This window comes from Ruegeria sp. HKCCA5463, assembly GCF_013034175.1.
Classification (GTDB): Bacteria; Pseudomonadota; Alphaproteobacteria; order Rhodobacterales; family Rhodobacteraceae; genus Ruegeria.
Genome location: NZ_WQFL01000001.1, coordinates 226,418 through 240,383, shown reverse-complemented (window position 1 = coordinate 240,383; position 13,966 = coordinate 226,418). Strand labels below are relative to the sequence as shown.

Below are 13,966 nucleotides of genomic sequence, written 5' to 3'. Positions count from 1 at the left end.
TCAGCGGCGCTCCAACTCTTGCAGTTTCAGCCCGACCCACCACAGCAAGGCGATCGTGCCAAAGGGAACCAGACACAGCAGGCACCAGTATTTGTTGATCCCGAAGAACGGCAATATCTTCACCATCGGAATGATGGTCAGCGCAGACAGGATCAGCCACCAGATGCCACCCATTATTCAGTCTCCTGTTTTTCATCCCCCGGCAGAATGTAGTTCGCACCCTCCCACGGGGACATGAAATCAAACTGACGGTATTCCTGCACCAGGCTGACCGGCTCGTAGACCACGCGCTTTTGCGCCTCGTCATAGCGCACTTCGGTATAGCCGGTGGTCGGGAAATCCTTGCGCAGTGGGTAACCACGGAACCCATAGTCGGTCAGGATGCGCCGCAGGTCCGGATGGCCCGAGAACAGGATGCCGAACATGTCGAACACCTCACGCTCGAACCAATTGGCCGAGGGGTGCACGTCAACGATCGACGGCACCATGTCGTCTTCACGGATCGAGACCCGCAGCCGGATACGCTGGTTCTGGTACATCGACAGGAAATGGTACACCACGTCGAACCGTTTGGCGCGCTCGGGGTAATCCACGCCAGTGATGTCCACAAGGGTCGAAAACTGGCAGCTGCGATCAGATTTCAGGAACTCAATGAATTCCACGAGATTCGACGGTGCCACGTCCACGTTCAGTTCGCCATGGGTCACATCCCACGACAGAACACAATCAGACCGTTTCAGCTCCAGCTGTGCGCCGAGTTCTTTGAGTGCTTCACTCATTGCGGCCCTCCTGCAAAACTTCGTCATAGAACGTAGCTTCTGCGTCGTAAGATTTGAAAAACTTCGCCATAAAGTCGGGCATAACCGTCTTTGCGACGTTCTCGCCCGCATAATTCGCAACAGCGGCCATGTCACGCCATTTGGTCAGTACCATGACTTGGCAGGGATCCTGATCGCGCCGGACGAGGAAGGACACGCTTTCAAACCCATCCACGGCGCGCATGCCGGGGAGCGCACGTGTCCGAAAAGTACCGACCCACTCGGCAACATCGTCTCGGGCAACCACAGCCTCCCAGCGCCTGACAACCGGATCACTCATCGCACAATCGTTCCCGTGCGGCGGATTTTGCGCTGCAGCTGCATCAGACCGTAAAGCAGTGCCTCAGCAGTCGGAGGGCAGCCGGGCACGTAGATGTCCACCGGAACAACCCGGTCACAGCCACGCACGACGGAATAGGAATAGTGGTAATACCCCCCGCCATTCGCGCAGGAGCCCATCGAGATCACATAGCGCGGCTCGGGCATCTGGTCATAGACCTTGCGCAGCGCGGGCGCCATCTTGTTGGTCAGCGTACCGGCCACGATCATCACATCAGACTGACGTGGGGACGCCCGGGGCGCGATACCAAACCGTTCCGCGTCATAACGTGGCATCGAGGTGTGCATCATCTCAACCGCGCAGCAGGCCAGACCAAAGGTCATCCAGTGCAACGAGCCGGTGCGGGCCCAGTTGATGATGTCTTCGGTCGAGGTCAGCAGGAAACCCTTGTCCTGCAACTCGGCGTTCAGGGCCTGGGTGGCGACTTCCTTGTCGACACCGGCAGTGTTGGCTCCTGTCATCACTCCCATTCCAGCGCCCCTTTCTTCCATTCATAGGCAAAGCCGATGGTCAGAACACCCAGGAACACCATCATGGACCAGAACCCGACATCGCTGATGTCTCTGAAGCCCACGGCCCAGGGAAACAGGAAAGCGATCTCTAGATCGAAGATGATGAACAGAATCGAAACCAGATAGAATCGGACGTCGAATTTCATCCGCGCATCGTCGAAGGCATTGAAACCACATTCATATGCGCTGACCTTTTCGGGGTCGGGATTGCGGACGGCCAGTACGATGGCGGCCAGAATCAAGACGATCCCAAGGCCCACGGCAACGGCCAGAAACACCAGAATCGGGAGGTACTCCCGCAGCAGGTCTTCCACGAATAGCTCCTTTCCTGCGCACATGTCTTGTCGGGTGCGCCGTCAATTGGCGTGTTGACTGGACATTCTCTATCTCTGCGGGGTCAGAGGGTCAACCGAACACAGCCCCCTTCGCGATCAAACCTGCGTTTGACAGCGCGGCATAGAATCGCAGCACCGGCGTTTGACTTTGGCTTGGCGGAACCTGGTAAAATCTACTTATTCCATGCAGGTTTTCGTTTTTCAAAAAACGCCGCGATCCCTTCGCGTGCCTCTTGTGTTTCCCAGCGCTCGACCAACTCGCCTATGGTCTGATCGATCACGGTATCGTCGATGCGCGGACCCAGAGCGCGTACCAGCGCCTTGGCAGAGGCAACCGCCCCGGGCGCGCAAGACAAATAGGGGCGAATTTCGTCCTCAACCGCGTCCGAAAGCCGATCTGCCGAAACAGTTTTCGCCAGCAGGCCCAGATCAACGGCCTCGGACGCATCGAACAAACGTGCTGACATGAACACCCGGCGCGCGCGGGCTTCGCCCATACGGGCGATGACATAGGGGCCAATTGTTGCGGGGATCAGCCCCAGGCGCGTTTCGGTCAACCCCATCTTCAGACTGTCGACCCCGATCGCGACATCGCACACGGCCGCCATGCCCACCCCGCCCCCAAAGGCATTGCCCTGCAACGCCCCGATCAGAGGCTTTGGCATCGTGTTCAGAGCCTGCAACATCTCGGCCAGCTTGCGCGCCTCGACAAAACGCGTCTTTTTGTCAGCCGCCATCTGGTCCTGCATCCACCCCAGATCACCGCCGGCGCAAAACGTCTTGCCCGCCGCGGCCAGAACGACCGCCCGGACCGCGTCATCCTGACCAAGTTGCGATGCCGCCTCGGTCAATTCCGTGATCATCTGCCCCGACATGACATTGTGTTTTTCAGGCCGGTTCAGGGTAAGCGTCGCGACACCACGCATATCCGTCGAGATCGTGATCGTTTCAAACATGTCAGCCCCTCAAAGCCCTGGCCATCTGCGCGGCCTTTTCAATGACGTCGATATCCAGGCCAGTTCCATACCCCAGCCGCTGCAAATGCGCCGCAACTTCCTCGGTGGCCACGTTACCGGCCGCACCCGGGGCGTAAGGGCAACCGCCCAACCCACCCACGGCTGCATCGAACACCCGCACGCCCAGCGCCAATGCCGCATCGATGTTGTCGATCGCGCGCCCGTTGGTGTCATGGAAATGCCCCGCCAGCCGCGTCACCGGAACCCTTTCGCGCACTGCCAGAAGCATATGCGCGACTTTGTCCGGAGTTCCCTGCCCAATCGTGTCGCCCAGCGAAACCTCGTAACAGCCCAGCGCGAAAAGCCGATCAGCAACCTCAGCCACTTTTTCGGGCGGCGTCGGACCGTCATACGGGCAATCCGTCACGCATGAGACATAGCCACGAACCGGCAGGTCGATATGCCGCGCCGCCTCCAGAAGCGGCGTGAACCGCTCGATCGACTCGGCGATGGAGGCATTTATATTGGCCTTCGAGAATCCTTCGGAGGCCGAGGCGAACACGGCGATCTCGTCCGCCTTGGCCGCCAGCGCGTCGCCATAGCCATGCATGTTCGGCGTCAGCGCGGCATAGCGCACCCCACTCGCACGCGTAATCCCCCCCAGCACCTGAGCGGAACCCGCCATCTGCGGCACCCATTTCGGGGACACGAAGCTTGCAACTTCGATCCGGCGAAACCCCGCACGGCTGAGACAGTCGATCAAGGCGATCTTGTCCGCGACCGGTATTTCGCGCTTTTCGTTTTGCAGCCCGTCGCGCGGCCCGACCTCATAGATTTCGACCAGCTCACCCATGTCCGCCCCCCTTCTGGATTGTCGTCGTTTCAAGCAATTATCGTCTGACCTTGGCACGCCGCGTTGCGCGGGTACAGATCAAGCTTCGTCCTCCAACCTCACCAGAGCAGCCCCGGCTTCGACCTGCGAACCATCCTCGACCAGCACTTCGGCAACGATCCCGTCCCGCGCCGCAAGCAGCGAATGCTCCATCTTCATCGCTTCCAAAATGGCCAGACGATCGCCTTTCTGTACGGTTTGTCCCGCTGTGGCAAAGACGGCTTTGACCAGACCGGGCATAGGCGCCTCGATCACATTGGTGTCGCCGGTCGCGCTGGTATCCCGGTCCAACGGATCGATAACGTCGAAGCTCTGACCATAATCGGTGAAAACCGTCAGGGTCCCGTTATGTGCGGCAACGCGAGGCATCGGCGTGCCGTTCAACACCCAGCGCCCGGCAGTGCGTTCCGCAACGACACGGTTTTCGCCAACCTGCCAAATCTGGCGATCCGGCCCATCGACCTGCACATCCAGATCCAGCACGTCGTCGCGACGGGACAATTGCACGGCACGATGCAGCGGCGCCCATAGCGAAAACCCGGTTTCCGGATCGACATCCACCAGATCCAATGCCGTCATCGCAGCCGCGACCGCAGTAACATCCGACGGCTCGGGTTCCTGCACCAACGTTTCAAGGTCCCGCCCGATCAGACCCGTATCGACATCGCCCGAGGCAAATCCTTCGTGACGCGTCAACGCGCCCAGAAAGGCCAGGTTGGTAACAGTACCTGCAACTTCGGTCTGTTGCAGCGCCCGGTTCAACGTCTCAAGTGCAATGGCACGCGTCGATCCATGCACCACCACCTTGGCAATCATCGGGTCATACCACGGGCTGATCGTGTCCCCGGCGCGAACGCCGCTATCGGCGCGACAATTGTCGGGGAAAACCAGATGAGTCAGCGTTCCCGTCGCGGGCAGGAACCCTTTCGGCACATCCTCGGCATACAAACGAGCCTCGAAGGCATGGCCAGAGATCGCAAGATCATCCTGTTTCTTGGGAAGACTCTCGCCTGCGGCCACGCGAAGCTGCCACTCGACCAGATCGATCCCCGTGATGGCCTCTGTCACCGGGTGCTCCACCTGAAGGCGCGTGTTCATTTCCATGAACCAGAACCTGTCGGGGCGCAGCCCGTCAGAGGCATCGACGATGAATTCGACCGTGCCCGCGCCTTTATAGCCGATCGCCTCGGCGGCGCGCACACCCGCCTGACCCATAGCCTCGCGCATCTCAGGCGTCATGCCCGGGGCGGGGGCTTCTTCGATCACCTTCTGATGGCGGCGCTGCAACGAGCAGTCCCTTTCGAACAGATGAACTGCATGGGTACCATCGCCGAACACCTGCACTTCGATATGGCGAGGTTTGGCCACGAATTTTTCGACCAGCACGGCATCATTGCCAAAGGCGGTCCGGGCCTCACCCCGCGCGCTGTCGAGCGCGGTCGCGAAATCCTCGGGGCGTTCGACAAGGCGCATCCCCTTGCCGCCGCCGCCCGCAACGGCCTTGATCAGAACCGGATAGCCGATCGCATCCGCCGCACCGGCCAGATGCTCGGGGTCCTGATTGTCGCCGTGATAGCCGGGTACGACCGGAACGCCGGCCTTCTCCATCAGAACCTTCGCCGCGTCCTTGAGGCCCATCTTGCGGATCGCATCCGCCGAAGGGCCGATGAACGTCAGCCCCGCCGCCTGCACGGCATCCACGAAATCGGGGTTCTCGGACAGAAAGCCATACCCCGGATGGATCGCCTGTGCACCGGTATCCAGCGCGGCCTGAATGATGACGTCGCCCTTCAAATAGCTGTCCGCCGGGGCGGGGCCGCCAATATGAACCGCCTCATCGGCCATCTGAACGTGTTTGGCCGCCACGTCCGCATCGGAATAGACAGCAACGCAGGACACGCCCATCTTCTGAGCCGTCTCCATCACCCGGCAGGCGATCTCGCCCCGGTTGGCAATCAGGATTTTGTTGAACATGTCTTTCACCCTTCCACTGCCAGATCTTCGACGAGACGGAACCGTTCGCACACGAGTTTCATCTCAGGATCAAAGCCGCCGTTTCGTTGGAAATAACGGCGATGATCTTCCCGCCATCCTTCAAGCGTTTCATTCTCACCTTCAGCCAAAGCGAATTCCTCGGTCACATCACAATAGCGCTGGATCGAGACACCGACGGTTTCAATGACCAAAGCCGGTGTGTCATCCCAGTTCAGCGCAATATCGCGTCGACCGGGCTTCGGCATTTCAGGGCTGCCGTCCGGATAGTTGCCGAGCGCATCGCAGGTCGCTGTTTTACGGCCAGAACGGACCAAAGCCAGAAGCTCTGCACTCAGCACCGGGTTGTCGCCGAATTTGAAGGTTTGCGCACCTGGATAGCGGGCCATAAGGTCTTTCAAAGTCACGCTCATTTTACATCCTGAACACGCCAAAGCGTGTCTCCTCGATCGGAGCGTTCAGCGCGGCGTTCAACGACAGCGCCAGCACGTCGCGGCTTTTGCGCGGGTCGATGATGCCGTCATCCCACAGACGGGCCGAGGCATAGAGCGGATGCGACTGTTCCTCGAACATATCCAGCGTCGGGCGTTTGAACTCGGCCTCTTCTTCGGCGGACCACGTGCCGCCCTGCCGTTCTATCCCGTCGCGTTTGACGGTGGCCAGAACACCAGCGGCCTGCTCGCCGCCCATCACCGAAATGCGCGAATTCGGCCAGGTCCACAGGAACCGGGGCTGATAGGCACGACCGGCCATGCCATAGTTCCCGGCCCCGAACGAGCCGCCGACCAGCATGGTGATCTTGGGCACCGACGTCGTGGCCACCGCCGTCACCATCTTGGCCCCATGCCGCGCGATGCCTTCGTTTTCGTATTTGCGACCGACCATGAAACCGGTGATGTTTTGCAGGAACACAAGCGGGATTTTGCGTTGCGAACACAGCTCGACGAAATGGGCACCCTTCTGCGCCGCCTCGGAAAACAGCACGCCGTTATTGGCAATAATGCCAACCGGACAGCCTTTGACATGGGCAAAGCCGGTCACCAGTGTTTCCCCGAACCGAGGCTTGAATTCGTCGAACCGAGACCCATCGACCAGACGCGCAATCACTTCACGGATGTCATAGGGCGTGCGCAGATCAGCAGGGACAACGCCCAGGATTTCCTCGGGGTCATAGGCCGGATCTTCGGGGCTGGCCCAGTCCACCGTCTGCGGCTTGCGGCGATTGAGTGACCCAACCGCCCGACGGGCCAAGGCCAGCGCGTGCGCATCATCCTCGGCCAGATAGTCGGCGACGCCGGACAGGCGGGTGTGCACGTCGCCGCCGCCCAGATCTTCGGCGCTGACCACTTCTCCGGTCGCGGCCTTGACCAGAGGCGGCCCGGCCAGAAAGATGGTGCCCTGTTCCTTGACGATGATCGTCACATCCGACATCGCCGGCACATAAGCCCCACCGGCCGTGCAGGAGCCCATGACCACAGCGATCTGAGCGATCCCCTTCGCGCTCATCCGCGCTTGGTTGTAGAAGATGCGGCCAAAGTGATCGCGGTCGGGAAAGACCTCATCCTGATTGGGCAGGTTCGCGCCACCGCTGTCGACCAGATAGATGCAGGGCAGATGGTTTTCCTCGGCAATTTCCTGCGCCCGCAGGTGTTTCTTGACCGTCATCGGGTAATAGGTGCCGCCCTTCACGGTGGCGTCGTTGCAGACCACCATGACCTGCTGCTCCTGCACAAGTCCAATGCCCGCGATGACGCCGGCACAGGGCGCGGCATCGCCATACATCCCATGCGCCGCCGTCGCCCCGATTTCGAGGAACGGAGACCCCGGATCAAGCAGGTTCGCCACCCTTCGGCGGGGGAGCATCTTGCCGCGGGATTCATGCCGCGCGCGGGATTTCTCACCACCGCCCATGCGGGCCGCTTCGGCGGCGGCAGAAATTTGCGCCAGCGCGTCGAGATGGGCTGCGCGGTTGGCCTTGAAGCCCTCAGAGGCGGGCATGGCTTTGGATGTGAGTTTCATAAGGTAGCCTCCGAAAGATCAAAACCTGAATAAAAGAACCAACAACCGAGAAGAAAAACAGCAAAACTGATCACGCCAAGAACGTGTGGAATTAACCAAGTCCACCACACTTTTTGTTTCTTCTTATCGATCTCACGCTGAAAGTCCCTGCCTGCTTCAGCACTTTCATGACGAGAAGGCAGATACGCCTTAATGATGGACTGTTGGTCACGAGAGCGAGCCAGTTCTTGGTTCTCGTACAACAATGTCCAATTCAAGTGGATTATGTAGGTACAAACAAGTGAAGCTAGAAGACAGAAAGCAAAACATGTGCCAGCCAGAATTGCCATCTTTTCATTGTATTCCGGCGAGAGCTTCGCCAGAGCTGGAAGAGCAACAAGTGCACCGCCCGATATGAGCATAAAATTCTTTACAGCTAAGATACCGTACTCGTAACCGCGCTCGGAATAGGACCGCAGGTACTCTCCGCGAAAGTCATTGTTTCTCTGTCTTGCGGCTTCATAACCCTGCCAGTCGTCAACTGGTTTTTTGTTTTCTGTCATTTCTTGCCTTCCCCCGCCGCCCGCGCCTTCAACTCCTTGCGGATCACCTTCCCCGTCACGGTCATCGGCAGTTCCTCCAGAAATGCCACCTCGCGCGGATAGGAATAATGCGCCAGACGGTCCTTGACCCAATCCTGCAACTCGGCACCCGTGGCCTCGGCCCCCGGTTTCAACACCACATACGCCTTGACGATCTCGGTCCGCAGCGGGTCGGGCTTGCCGACCACGCCCACGGTGGCCACCGCCGGATGGGTCAGCAGGCAATCCTCGATCTCGGCCGGGCCAATGCGGTAGCCGGCCGAGGTGATCACGTCATCGTCGCGGCCTACAAAGCGCAGATAGTCGCCTTCCCACACGCCACGATCTCCGGTGATCAGCCAATCGCCCTGGAACTTCTCGGCCGTCGCTTGCGGATTGTTCCAGTATTCCAGCAGCATCGACGCCGAACCCCGCCGGATGGCGACATCGCCTTCCTCGCTGGTCGGGTTGCCGACATCGTCGATCACCGCGACTTCATGCCCGGGCACCGGCTTGCCGATACAGCCGGGTTGAACAGGGAAATCCTCGGCGCAGGAGGATACGACCATGTTGCATTCAGTCTGGCCGTAGAATTCGTTGATCGTCAGACCAAACGCACCTTGGCCCCAGGCCAGCATCTCGGCCCCCAGCGGCTCACCCCCGGACGCAACCGAGCGCAAACCGGGGATCGCCTGATCCGCCGCCTTGAGCATCCGCAAGGCGGTCGGCGGAAAGAACACATTCCGCACCCCGCCCCGCGCAATGATCTCGGCGCAGGCTTCCGGGGTGAACTTCTCAAGCCGTGCCGCGACAACCGGAATGCCCAGCGCAAGGCCCGGCATCAGCACATCGAACAACCCGCCGATCCACGCCCAATCCGCCGGGGTCCACAGGCAGTCTCCTTCGCGCAGGTGATTGTGGCTGATCGAGACACCCGGCACATGCCCGGTCAGAACCCGATGCCCGTGCAGTGCGCCTTTCGGGCTGCCGGTTGTACCAGAGGTGTAGATCAATACGGCAGGATCCTCGGGCCCGGTCGCGGCATAGGGCAGCGCAGGACCGGTCACGCCAATTTCGGATGCGATAAGAGGTTCAGCCAGATCGCCCAGCAGATCCGCTCCTTCAGCATCGGTCAGCACGATCTGAACGCCTGCATCGCGCGCTCGCGACCGCAGCGCATCCTGCTTGAACAACTTGAACAAGGGCACCGAAATCGCGCCGATCTTCCAGATCGCCAAATGAGCTGCCGCACACCAGGGTGACTGGCTCAGCAGCACTCCGACCCGATCACCGGGCCAGACGCGGGCCAGCAGGGCGCGGGCGATCCCATCAGCCATTTGCGCCAGTTGCCCAAAGGTTATCAGCCGCTGCCCTGATCCGGTCAGATCGATAAGCGCCACCTGATCACCTGGATGGTTCAGACATTGCTGCGCCATGTTCAGCCGGTCCGGTATGTCCCAGCCTCCTCCTGAGCGCAAACCCGGTATGCGCTCAGCGTGCAGCAACGCGAATTCCCTTTGTTTTCCTGATGCTTCGCGACCTGACCTTGGGCAGACACATCACGCAAACTTGATGCAGATCAGAGTGGCCGGACACCGCCTTTGCGAAACCAAGAGCATCAACATAACCAAAGGCAAGAATATGACAAAGAAACTCGCCGCTTTGACACTGTCTACCGCGTTGGTCGCCCTGGCGGCTCCGGCTTTGGCCCAGTCGCAAGGGGACTGGACGCTGGGTATCGGTGTTGGCTATCTGGACCCGAAATCCGACAACGGCACGCTGGCCGGTGCGGCAGCGACGATCGACGCGGACACCCGCCCGATTTTCACCGCCGAGTACTTTATTCGCGACAACCTGGGCATCGAGCTTCTGGCTGCGACCCCGTTCAAACACACCGTAGCCCTTGGCGGTACGGACGCGGCCACGGTCAAGCACCTGCCGCCCACCTTGTCGCTGAACTATCACTTCCCGACCAACAGCGTCTGGAAACCCTATGTCGGCGCCGGTCTCAACTATACGATCTTCTTCGACGAGCAATCGCCTCTGGGCAACATCAAGGTCGATGACTCCTTCGGCGTCTCGTTGCAGGCCGGTCTGGATTACATGGTCACCGACAACGGGGCGATCCGCCTGAACGTGCGCTGGTTCGATATTGACTCGGACGTCTCGCTCAACGGCGCCCCCATCGGCACCGCGGAAATCGATCCCTGGCTGGTCGGTGTTTCCTACGTCCATCGGTTCTGATCCTGTTTCCAAAGCGCCCTGCGGTTACCTCGTCCGCAGGGCGTTCTTTCTTTCAGAGCATTTCATTCATCATTTCGCGGCCGATCAGCATCCGGCGAATCTCGCTGGTGCCTGCGCCGATTTCCATCAGCTTGGCATCCCGGAAAATCCGGCTGACTGGCGCATCCGACAGGAAGCCCGCCCCGCCCAGCGCCTGAACCGCCTGATGGGCCTGAACCATCGCCTGTTCCGACGCGTAAAGGCAGCACGCTGCCGCATCCTGTCGGGTCACGTCACCGCGGTCACACGCCTTGGCGACTTCATAGACATAGGCCCGCGCCGAGTTCATCGCGGTGTACATGTCGGCAATCTTGCCCTGCATCAACTGAAAGCTGCCGATAGGTTTGCCGAACTGCTTGCGTTCCGCCAGATAAGGCATCACTTCGTCCAGACAGGCGGCCATGATGCCGGTCCCGATGCCTGCCAGCACGACCCGTTCATAATCCAGCCCCGACATGAGCACGGCAACACCCTTGCCCTCTTCGCCCAACACGTTCTCGAACGGCACCTCGACGTCTTCAAAGATCAGCTCAGCCGTGTTCGACCCGCGCATACCCAGCTTGTCGAAATGGGGCGAGGTTGAAAAACCCTTCATCTCTTTTTCGATCAGAAATGCGGTTATACCCTTCGATCCAGCATCGGGGTCCGTCTTGGCATAAACCACCAGAGTATCCGCATCCGGCCCGTTGGTGATCCAGTATTTGTTACCGTTCAGACGGTAATGGTCGTTCCGCTTTTCCGCGCGCAGCTTCATCGACACCACATCCGACCCGGCCGAAGGTTCCGACATGGCCAGCGCCCCCACATGCTCGCCCGAGATCAGCCGCGGCAGGTATTTCTGCTTCTGTTCTTCATTGCCGTTCAGCTTGATCTGGTTCACGCACAGGTTCGAATGCGCCCCGTATGACAAAGAAACCGAAGCTGAAGCGCGCGCGACCTCTTCGACGGCGATCGTATGCGCCAGATAAGACATGCCTGCACCGCCGTACTCTTCCGGCACTGTAACACCCAGCAGACCAAGCTCTCCCATCTCTTTCCACAGCTCGTTCGGAAAGGCATTGGTGGCGTCGATCTCGGCCGCCATCGGCTTGACACGCTCCTGCGCCCAGCGATGCACCATCTCGCGCAGGGCATTCACATCCTCACCCAGATCGAACTTCATCGTGGCCATGAACATCTGCGTCTTCCCTCCGCTTTAATGAACAAGTGTTCAATAAATCTCTAGCAGCGAATCTTCTGCCGGTCAATCTTTGTGACAGCGCGTCCGAAACGGAAAACGCCGCCCCGAAAAGGGCGGCGTTTCTAAAGATCGAGCGTGCGCCGCAGGCGCACTCCGATTGGTCAAGACTGATAAACCGCGCTCACTTCGGCCCGGATGATCCGGGCGATCAATCGACAATCCTCCAGGGAAAACGTCAAAGGCACGCGCATATCCATAACGCCGGCCAGAACGCGGTCGCTTTCCGGCATCCGCTCGCTATCGAAATATCGCCAACTGTCATAGCGCGACGTGAATCCTGTCGGTTCGGCACCGCCGAACCACTTCAGCTCAACCCCACGCGCCCCGCAACGGCTGATCACTTCGGCTATCCGTTCAGGCGCCCAATCCAGCAGCAGGAACTGAATCGAAGACCCGACATAGGTTTCCTCTTCGGGCCGTTCGACGATCGTCAGGCCCGGCGTACCCCGCAACCCGGTTTCGATCTCGTGATAACGTTCGTTCCACCGGGCCACCTGCCGGTCCAGATCCCGCAATTGCGGGCGCAGGATCGCCGCGCGCAAATTGTCCATCCGGCCCGAGACGTTGGGCGTGGTGTATTTGATCCGCTCGAACACGTCCGGCCCCGGGGCGGCCAAGTGGCGTTCGTACAACATGTAGGACCCCGACAACATGGTGGCCTTGGCGGCCAGTTCCTCGTCATCGGTGACCAGCAAGCCCCCTTCGCCCGAATTGACATGCTTGTAGGTCTGACAGGAATAACACCCGATCGCGCCCTGCCGTCCAGACAACTGACCGCGCCAGGCTGCACCCATCGTGTGTGCGCAATCCTCGATTACGATCACCCCGGCCGCATCACACATCCGCATCAGCCGGTCCATATCGCACAGATGCCCGCGCATATGGCTGAGCATCAGAACACGGGCTTGATCCAGCTTGCCCTCAAGATCATCCAGATCGATGGTCAGGTCTTCCGTCACTCCGACAAAAACTGCCCGTCCTCCGACCGAGGCAATCGACCCCGGGACCGGGGCCAGCGTAAACGCATTGGTTAAAACCGGATCGCCCGACTGCACGCCGACCGCGCGCAGGGCCGTGGCCAGAGCGTAACCGCCAGACGAAACCGCAAGACAGTATTTGGCCCCCATCTGCGCCGCAAATTCCTGCTCCAGCAGGGCCGTTTCCCCCAACTCTCCGGGGACGACATTGTATCGATGCAGACGCCCATGGCGCAGAACGGCCAGTGCCGCCTCGATTGCATCTTCCGGAAGGGGTTCTTGCTGCGTAAAGCTGCCAGAGAATACGTCGGTCATGGTCTTGTTCTGAGGCTCCGAAAGGGTCCGGTCAAGGTTTCAGGCTGCCGCACCGATCAGATCAGGCACGAGGCCGGGCAAGTCGTCAAAATGATGCAGAAGGGCTTCGGGTTCCAGCGCCGCCATGTCATCCCCCGATGGCCCGAAGGTAACCAGCACCGAAGGAACGCCCGCCGCTCTGGCGGTGTTGCGGTCGGTATCCGAGTCACCGACCAGCACGCACAAGTCCGGATCGCCCCCGGCACGGCGCGCGGCTTCACGCAAAGGCGCCGGGTCCGGTTTGCGGACCGGCAGCGTATCGGCCCCGACCAAAGATGCAAAACGGTCCCGTACCCCCATGCGCGTCAGCAACAATTCGGCCAGATGTTCCGGTTTGTTCGTGCAAATGCCCACACCGTAACCCGCGTCACTCAGCATCTCGACCGCCTGTAGGGCACCCGGGTAGAAACTGGTGTGGGTGTCGATGTCCTGCGCGTAGGCCTCAAGAAGAACCGGGTAATAGGCCTGCACCGTATCCTCGTCATAGACCCCGACTCGTTTCAGCCCGTGAGTCAGCATCATGCGTCCACCTCGCAGCGCCACACCGGAATCCGGCCCGTGGACCAGTACATCCCCGTGCCCCATCTTGCGGAAACAATGGTTCGCGGCCGCCAGCAAATCGCCGGATGTGTCCGCCAAAGTGCCGTCCAGATCGAAGATGACGGTGCGCATTTCGCCCCCTTGCTCG

At 60.1% G+C, this 13,966-nt stretch carries 16 protein-coding genes; 1 reads left to right on the top strand and 15 read right to left on the bottom strand.

The annotated features are described in order from the left end of the window. From GOW09_RS01195 to GOW09_RS01140, 12 genes are all read right to left on the bottom strand, one after another. Nucleotides 1-174 (bottom strand): hypothetical protein, encoded by a 174-nt coding sequence (locus GOW09_RS01195; RefSeq protein ID WP_010442775.1) that lies wholly within the window; start codon nucleotides 172-174, stop codon nucleotides 1-3. Then, nucleotides 174-779, bottom strand: coding sequence for an NADH-quinone oxidoreductase subunit C (locus GOW09_RS01190; RefSeq protein ID WP_171115033.1), 606 nt, complete (start codon nucleotides 777-779; stop codon nucleotides 174-176). The genes GOW09_RS01195 and GOW09_RS01190 overlap by 1 nt, the downstream gene beginning before the upstream one ends. After that, nucleotides 772-1,098, bottom strand: coding sequence for an antibiotic biosynthesis monooxygenase (locus GOW09_RS01185; RefSeq protein ID WP_171115030.1), 327 nt, complete (start codon nucleotides 1,096-1,098; stop codon nucleotides 772-774). Before GOW09_RS01185 ends, GOW09_RS01190 begins: the two co-directional genes overlap by 8 nt. Beyond that, the gene (locus GOW09_RS01180; protein ID WP_010442777.1) at nucleotides 1,095-1,628 is read right to left on the bottom strand and encodes an NADH-quinone oxidoreductase subunit B family protein; all 534 of its coding nucleotides are present in this window, start codon (nucleotides 1,626-1,628) and stop codon (nucleotides 1,095-1,097) included. The genes GOW09_RS01185 and GOW09_RS01180 overlap by 4 nt, the downstream gene beginning before the upstream one ends. After that, on the bottom strand, nucleotides 1,619-1,984 hold the full coding sequence (locus GOW09_RS01175; protein ID WP_171115028.1) for an NADH-quinone oxidoreductase subunit A: 366 nt from the start codon (nucleotides 1,982-1,984) through the stop codon (nucleotides 1,619-1,621). The genes GOW09_RS01180 and GOW09_RS01175 overlap by 10 nt, the downstream gene beginning before the upstream one ends. Nucleotides 1,985-2,178: 194 nt before the next feature. Continuing rightward, complete coding sequence (locus GOW09_RS01170) at nucleotides 2,179-2,961, bottom strand: crotonase/enoyl-CoA hydratase family protein (protein WP_171115027.1); 783 nt, start codon at nucleotides 2,959-2,961, stop codon at nucleotides 2,179-2,181. A gap of 1 nt (nucleotide 2,962) precedes the next feature. After that, nucleotides 2,963-3,814 (bottom strand): hydroxymethylglutaryl-CoA lyase, encoded by an 852-nt coding sequence (locus GOW09_RS01165; protein ID WP_171115025.1) that lies wholly within the window; start codon nucleotides 3,812-3,814, stop codon nucleotides 2,963-2,965. Between the two features lie 78 nt (nucleotides 3,815-3,892). Beyond that, nucleotides 3,893-5,827: an acetyl/propionyl/methylcrotonyl-CoA carboxylase subunit alpha gene (locus tag GOW09_RS01160; protein WP_171115023.1), complete on the bottom strand. Its 1,935-nt coding sequence runs from the start codon at nucleotides 5,825-5,827 to the stop codon at nucleotides 3,893-3,895. Nucleotides 5,828-5,832: 5 nt separating this feature from the next. Next, complete coding sequence (locus GOW09_RS01155; protein WP_170343774.1) at nucleotides 5,833-6,258, bottom strand: ASCH domain-containing protein; 426 nt, start codon at nucleotides 6,256-6,258, stop codon at nucleotides 5,833-5,835. 1 nt (nucleotide 6,259) lies between these two features. Continuing rightward, nucleotides 6,260-7,864, bottom strand: a complete 1,605-nt coding sequence (locus GOW09_RS01150) for a carboxyl transferase domain-containing protein (protein WP_171115021.1) — start codon at nucleotides 7,862-7,864, stop codon at nucleotides 6,260-6,262. Continuing rightward, a complete protein-coding gene (locus GOW09_RS01145) occupies nucleotides 7,861-8,406 on the bottom strand; it encodes a hypothetical protein (RefSeq protein ID WP_171115019.1) in 546 nt (181 codons plus the stop codon). The genes GOW09_RS01150 and GOW09_RS01145 overlap by 4 nt, the downstream gene beginning before the upstream one ends. Continuing rightward, complete coding sequence (locus GOW09_RS01140) at nucleotides 8,403-9,929, bottom strand: AMP-binding protein (RefSeq protein WP_171115017.1); 1,527 nt, start codon at nucleotides 9,927-9,929, stop codon at nucleotides 8,403-8,405. The genes GOW09_RS01145 and GOW09_RS01140 overlap by 4 nt, the downstream gene beginning before the upstream one ends. A 136-nt stretch (nucleotides 9,930-10,065) precedes the next feature. Here GOW09_RS01140 and GOW09_RS01135 point away from each other — a divergent pair, with 136 nt between their 5' ends. After that, nucleotides 10,066-10,668: an OmpW family protein gene (locus tag GOW09_RS01135; protein ID WP_171115015.1), complete on the top strand. Its 603-nt coding sequence runs from the start codon at nucleotides 10,066-10,068 to the stop codon at nucleotides 10,666-10,668. A gap of 52 nt (nucleotides 10,669-10,720) precedes the next feature. On the opposite strand, the gene GOW09_RS01130 is transcribed toward GOW09_RS01135, so the two are convergent. The 3 genes from GOW09_RS01130 to GOW09_RS01120 all read right to left on the bottom strand — a co-directional run bounded on the left by GOW09_RS01130 (nucleotide 10,721) and on the right by GOW09_RS01120 (nucleotide 13,950). Then, nucleotides 10,721-11,884: an isovaleryl-CoA dehydrogenase gene (locus GOW09_RS01130; protein WP_171115013.1), complete on the bottom strand. Its 1,164-nt coding sequence runs from the start codon at nucleotides 11,882-11,884 to the stop codon at nucleotides 10,721-10,723. A 164-nt stretch (nucleotides 11,885-12,048) separates the two neighbouring features. Continuing rightward, a complete protein-coding gene (locus GOW09_RS01125) occupies nucleotides 12,049-13,239 on the bottom strand; it encodes a DegT/DnrJ/EryC1/StrS aminotransferase family protein (protein ID WP_171115011.1) in 1,191 nt (396 codons plus the stop codon). A 39-nt stretch (nucleotides 13,240-13,278) separates the two neighbouring features. Continuing rightward, on the bottom strand, nucleotides 13,279-13,950 hold the full coding sequence (locus GOW09_RS01120) for an HAD-IA family hydrolase (RefSeq protein WP_171115009.1): 672 nt from the start codon (nucleotides 13,948-13,950) through the stop codon (nucleotides 13,279-13,281). Between the last annotated feature and the right edge of the window lie 16 nt (nucleotides 13,951-13,966).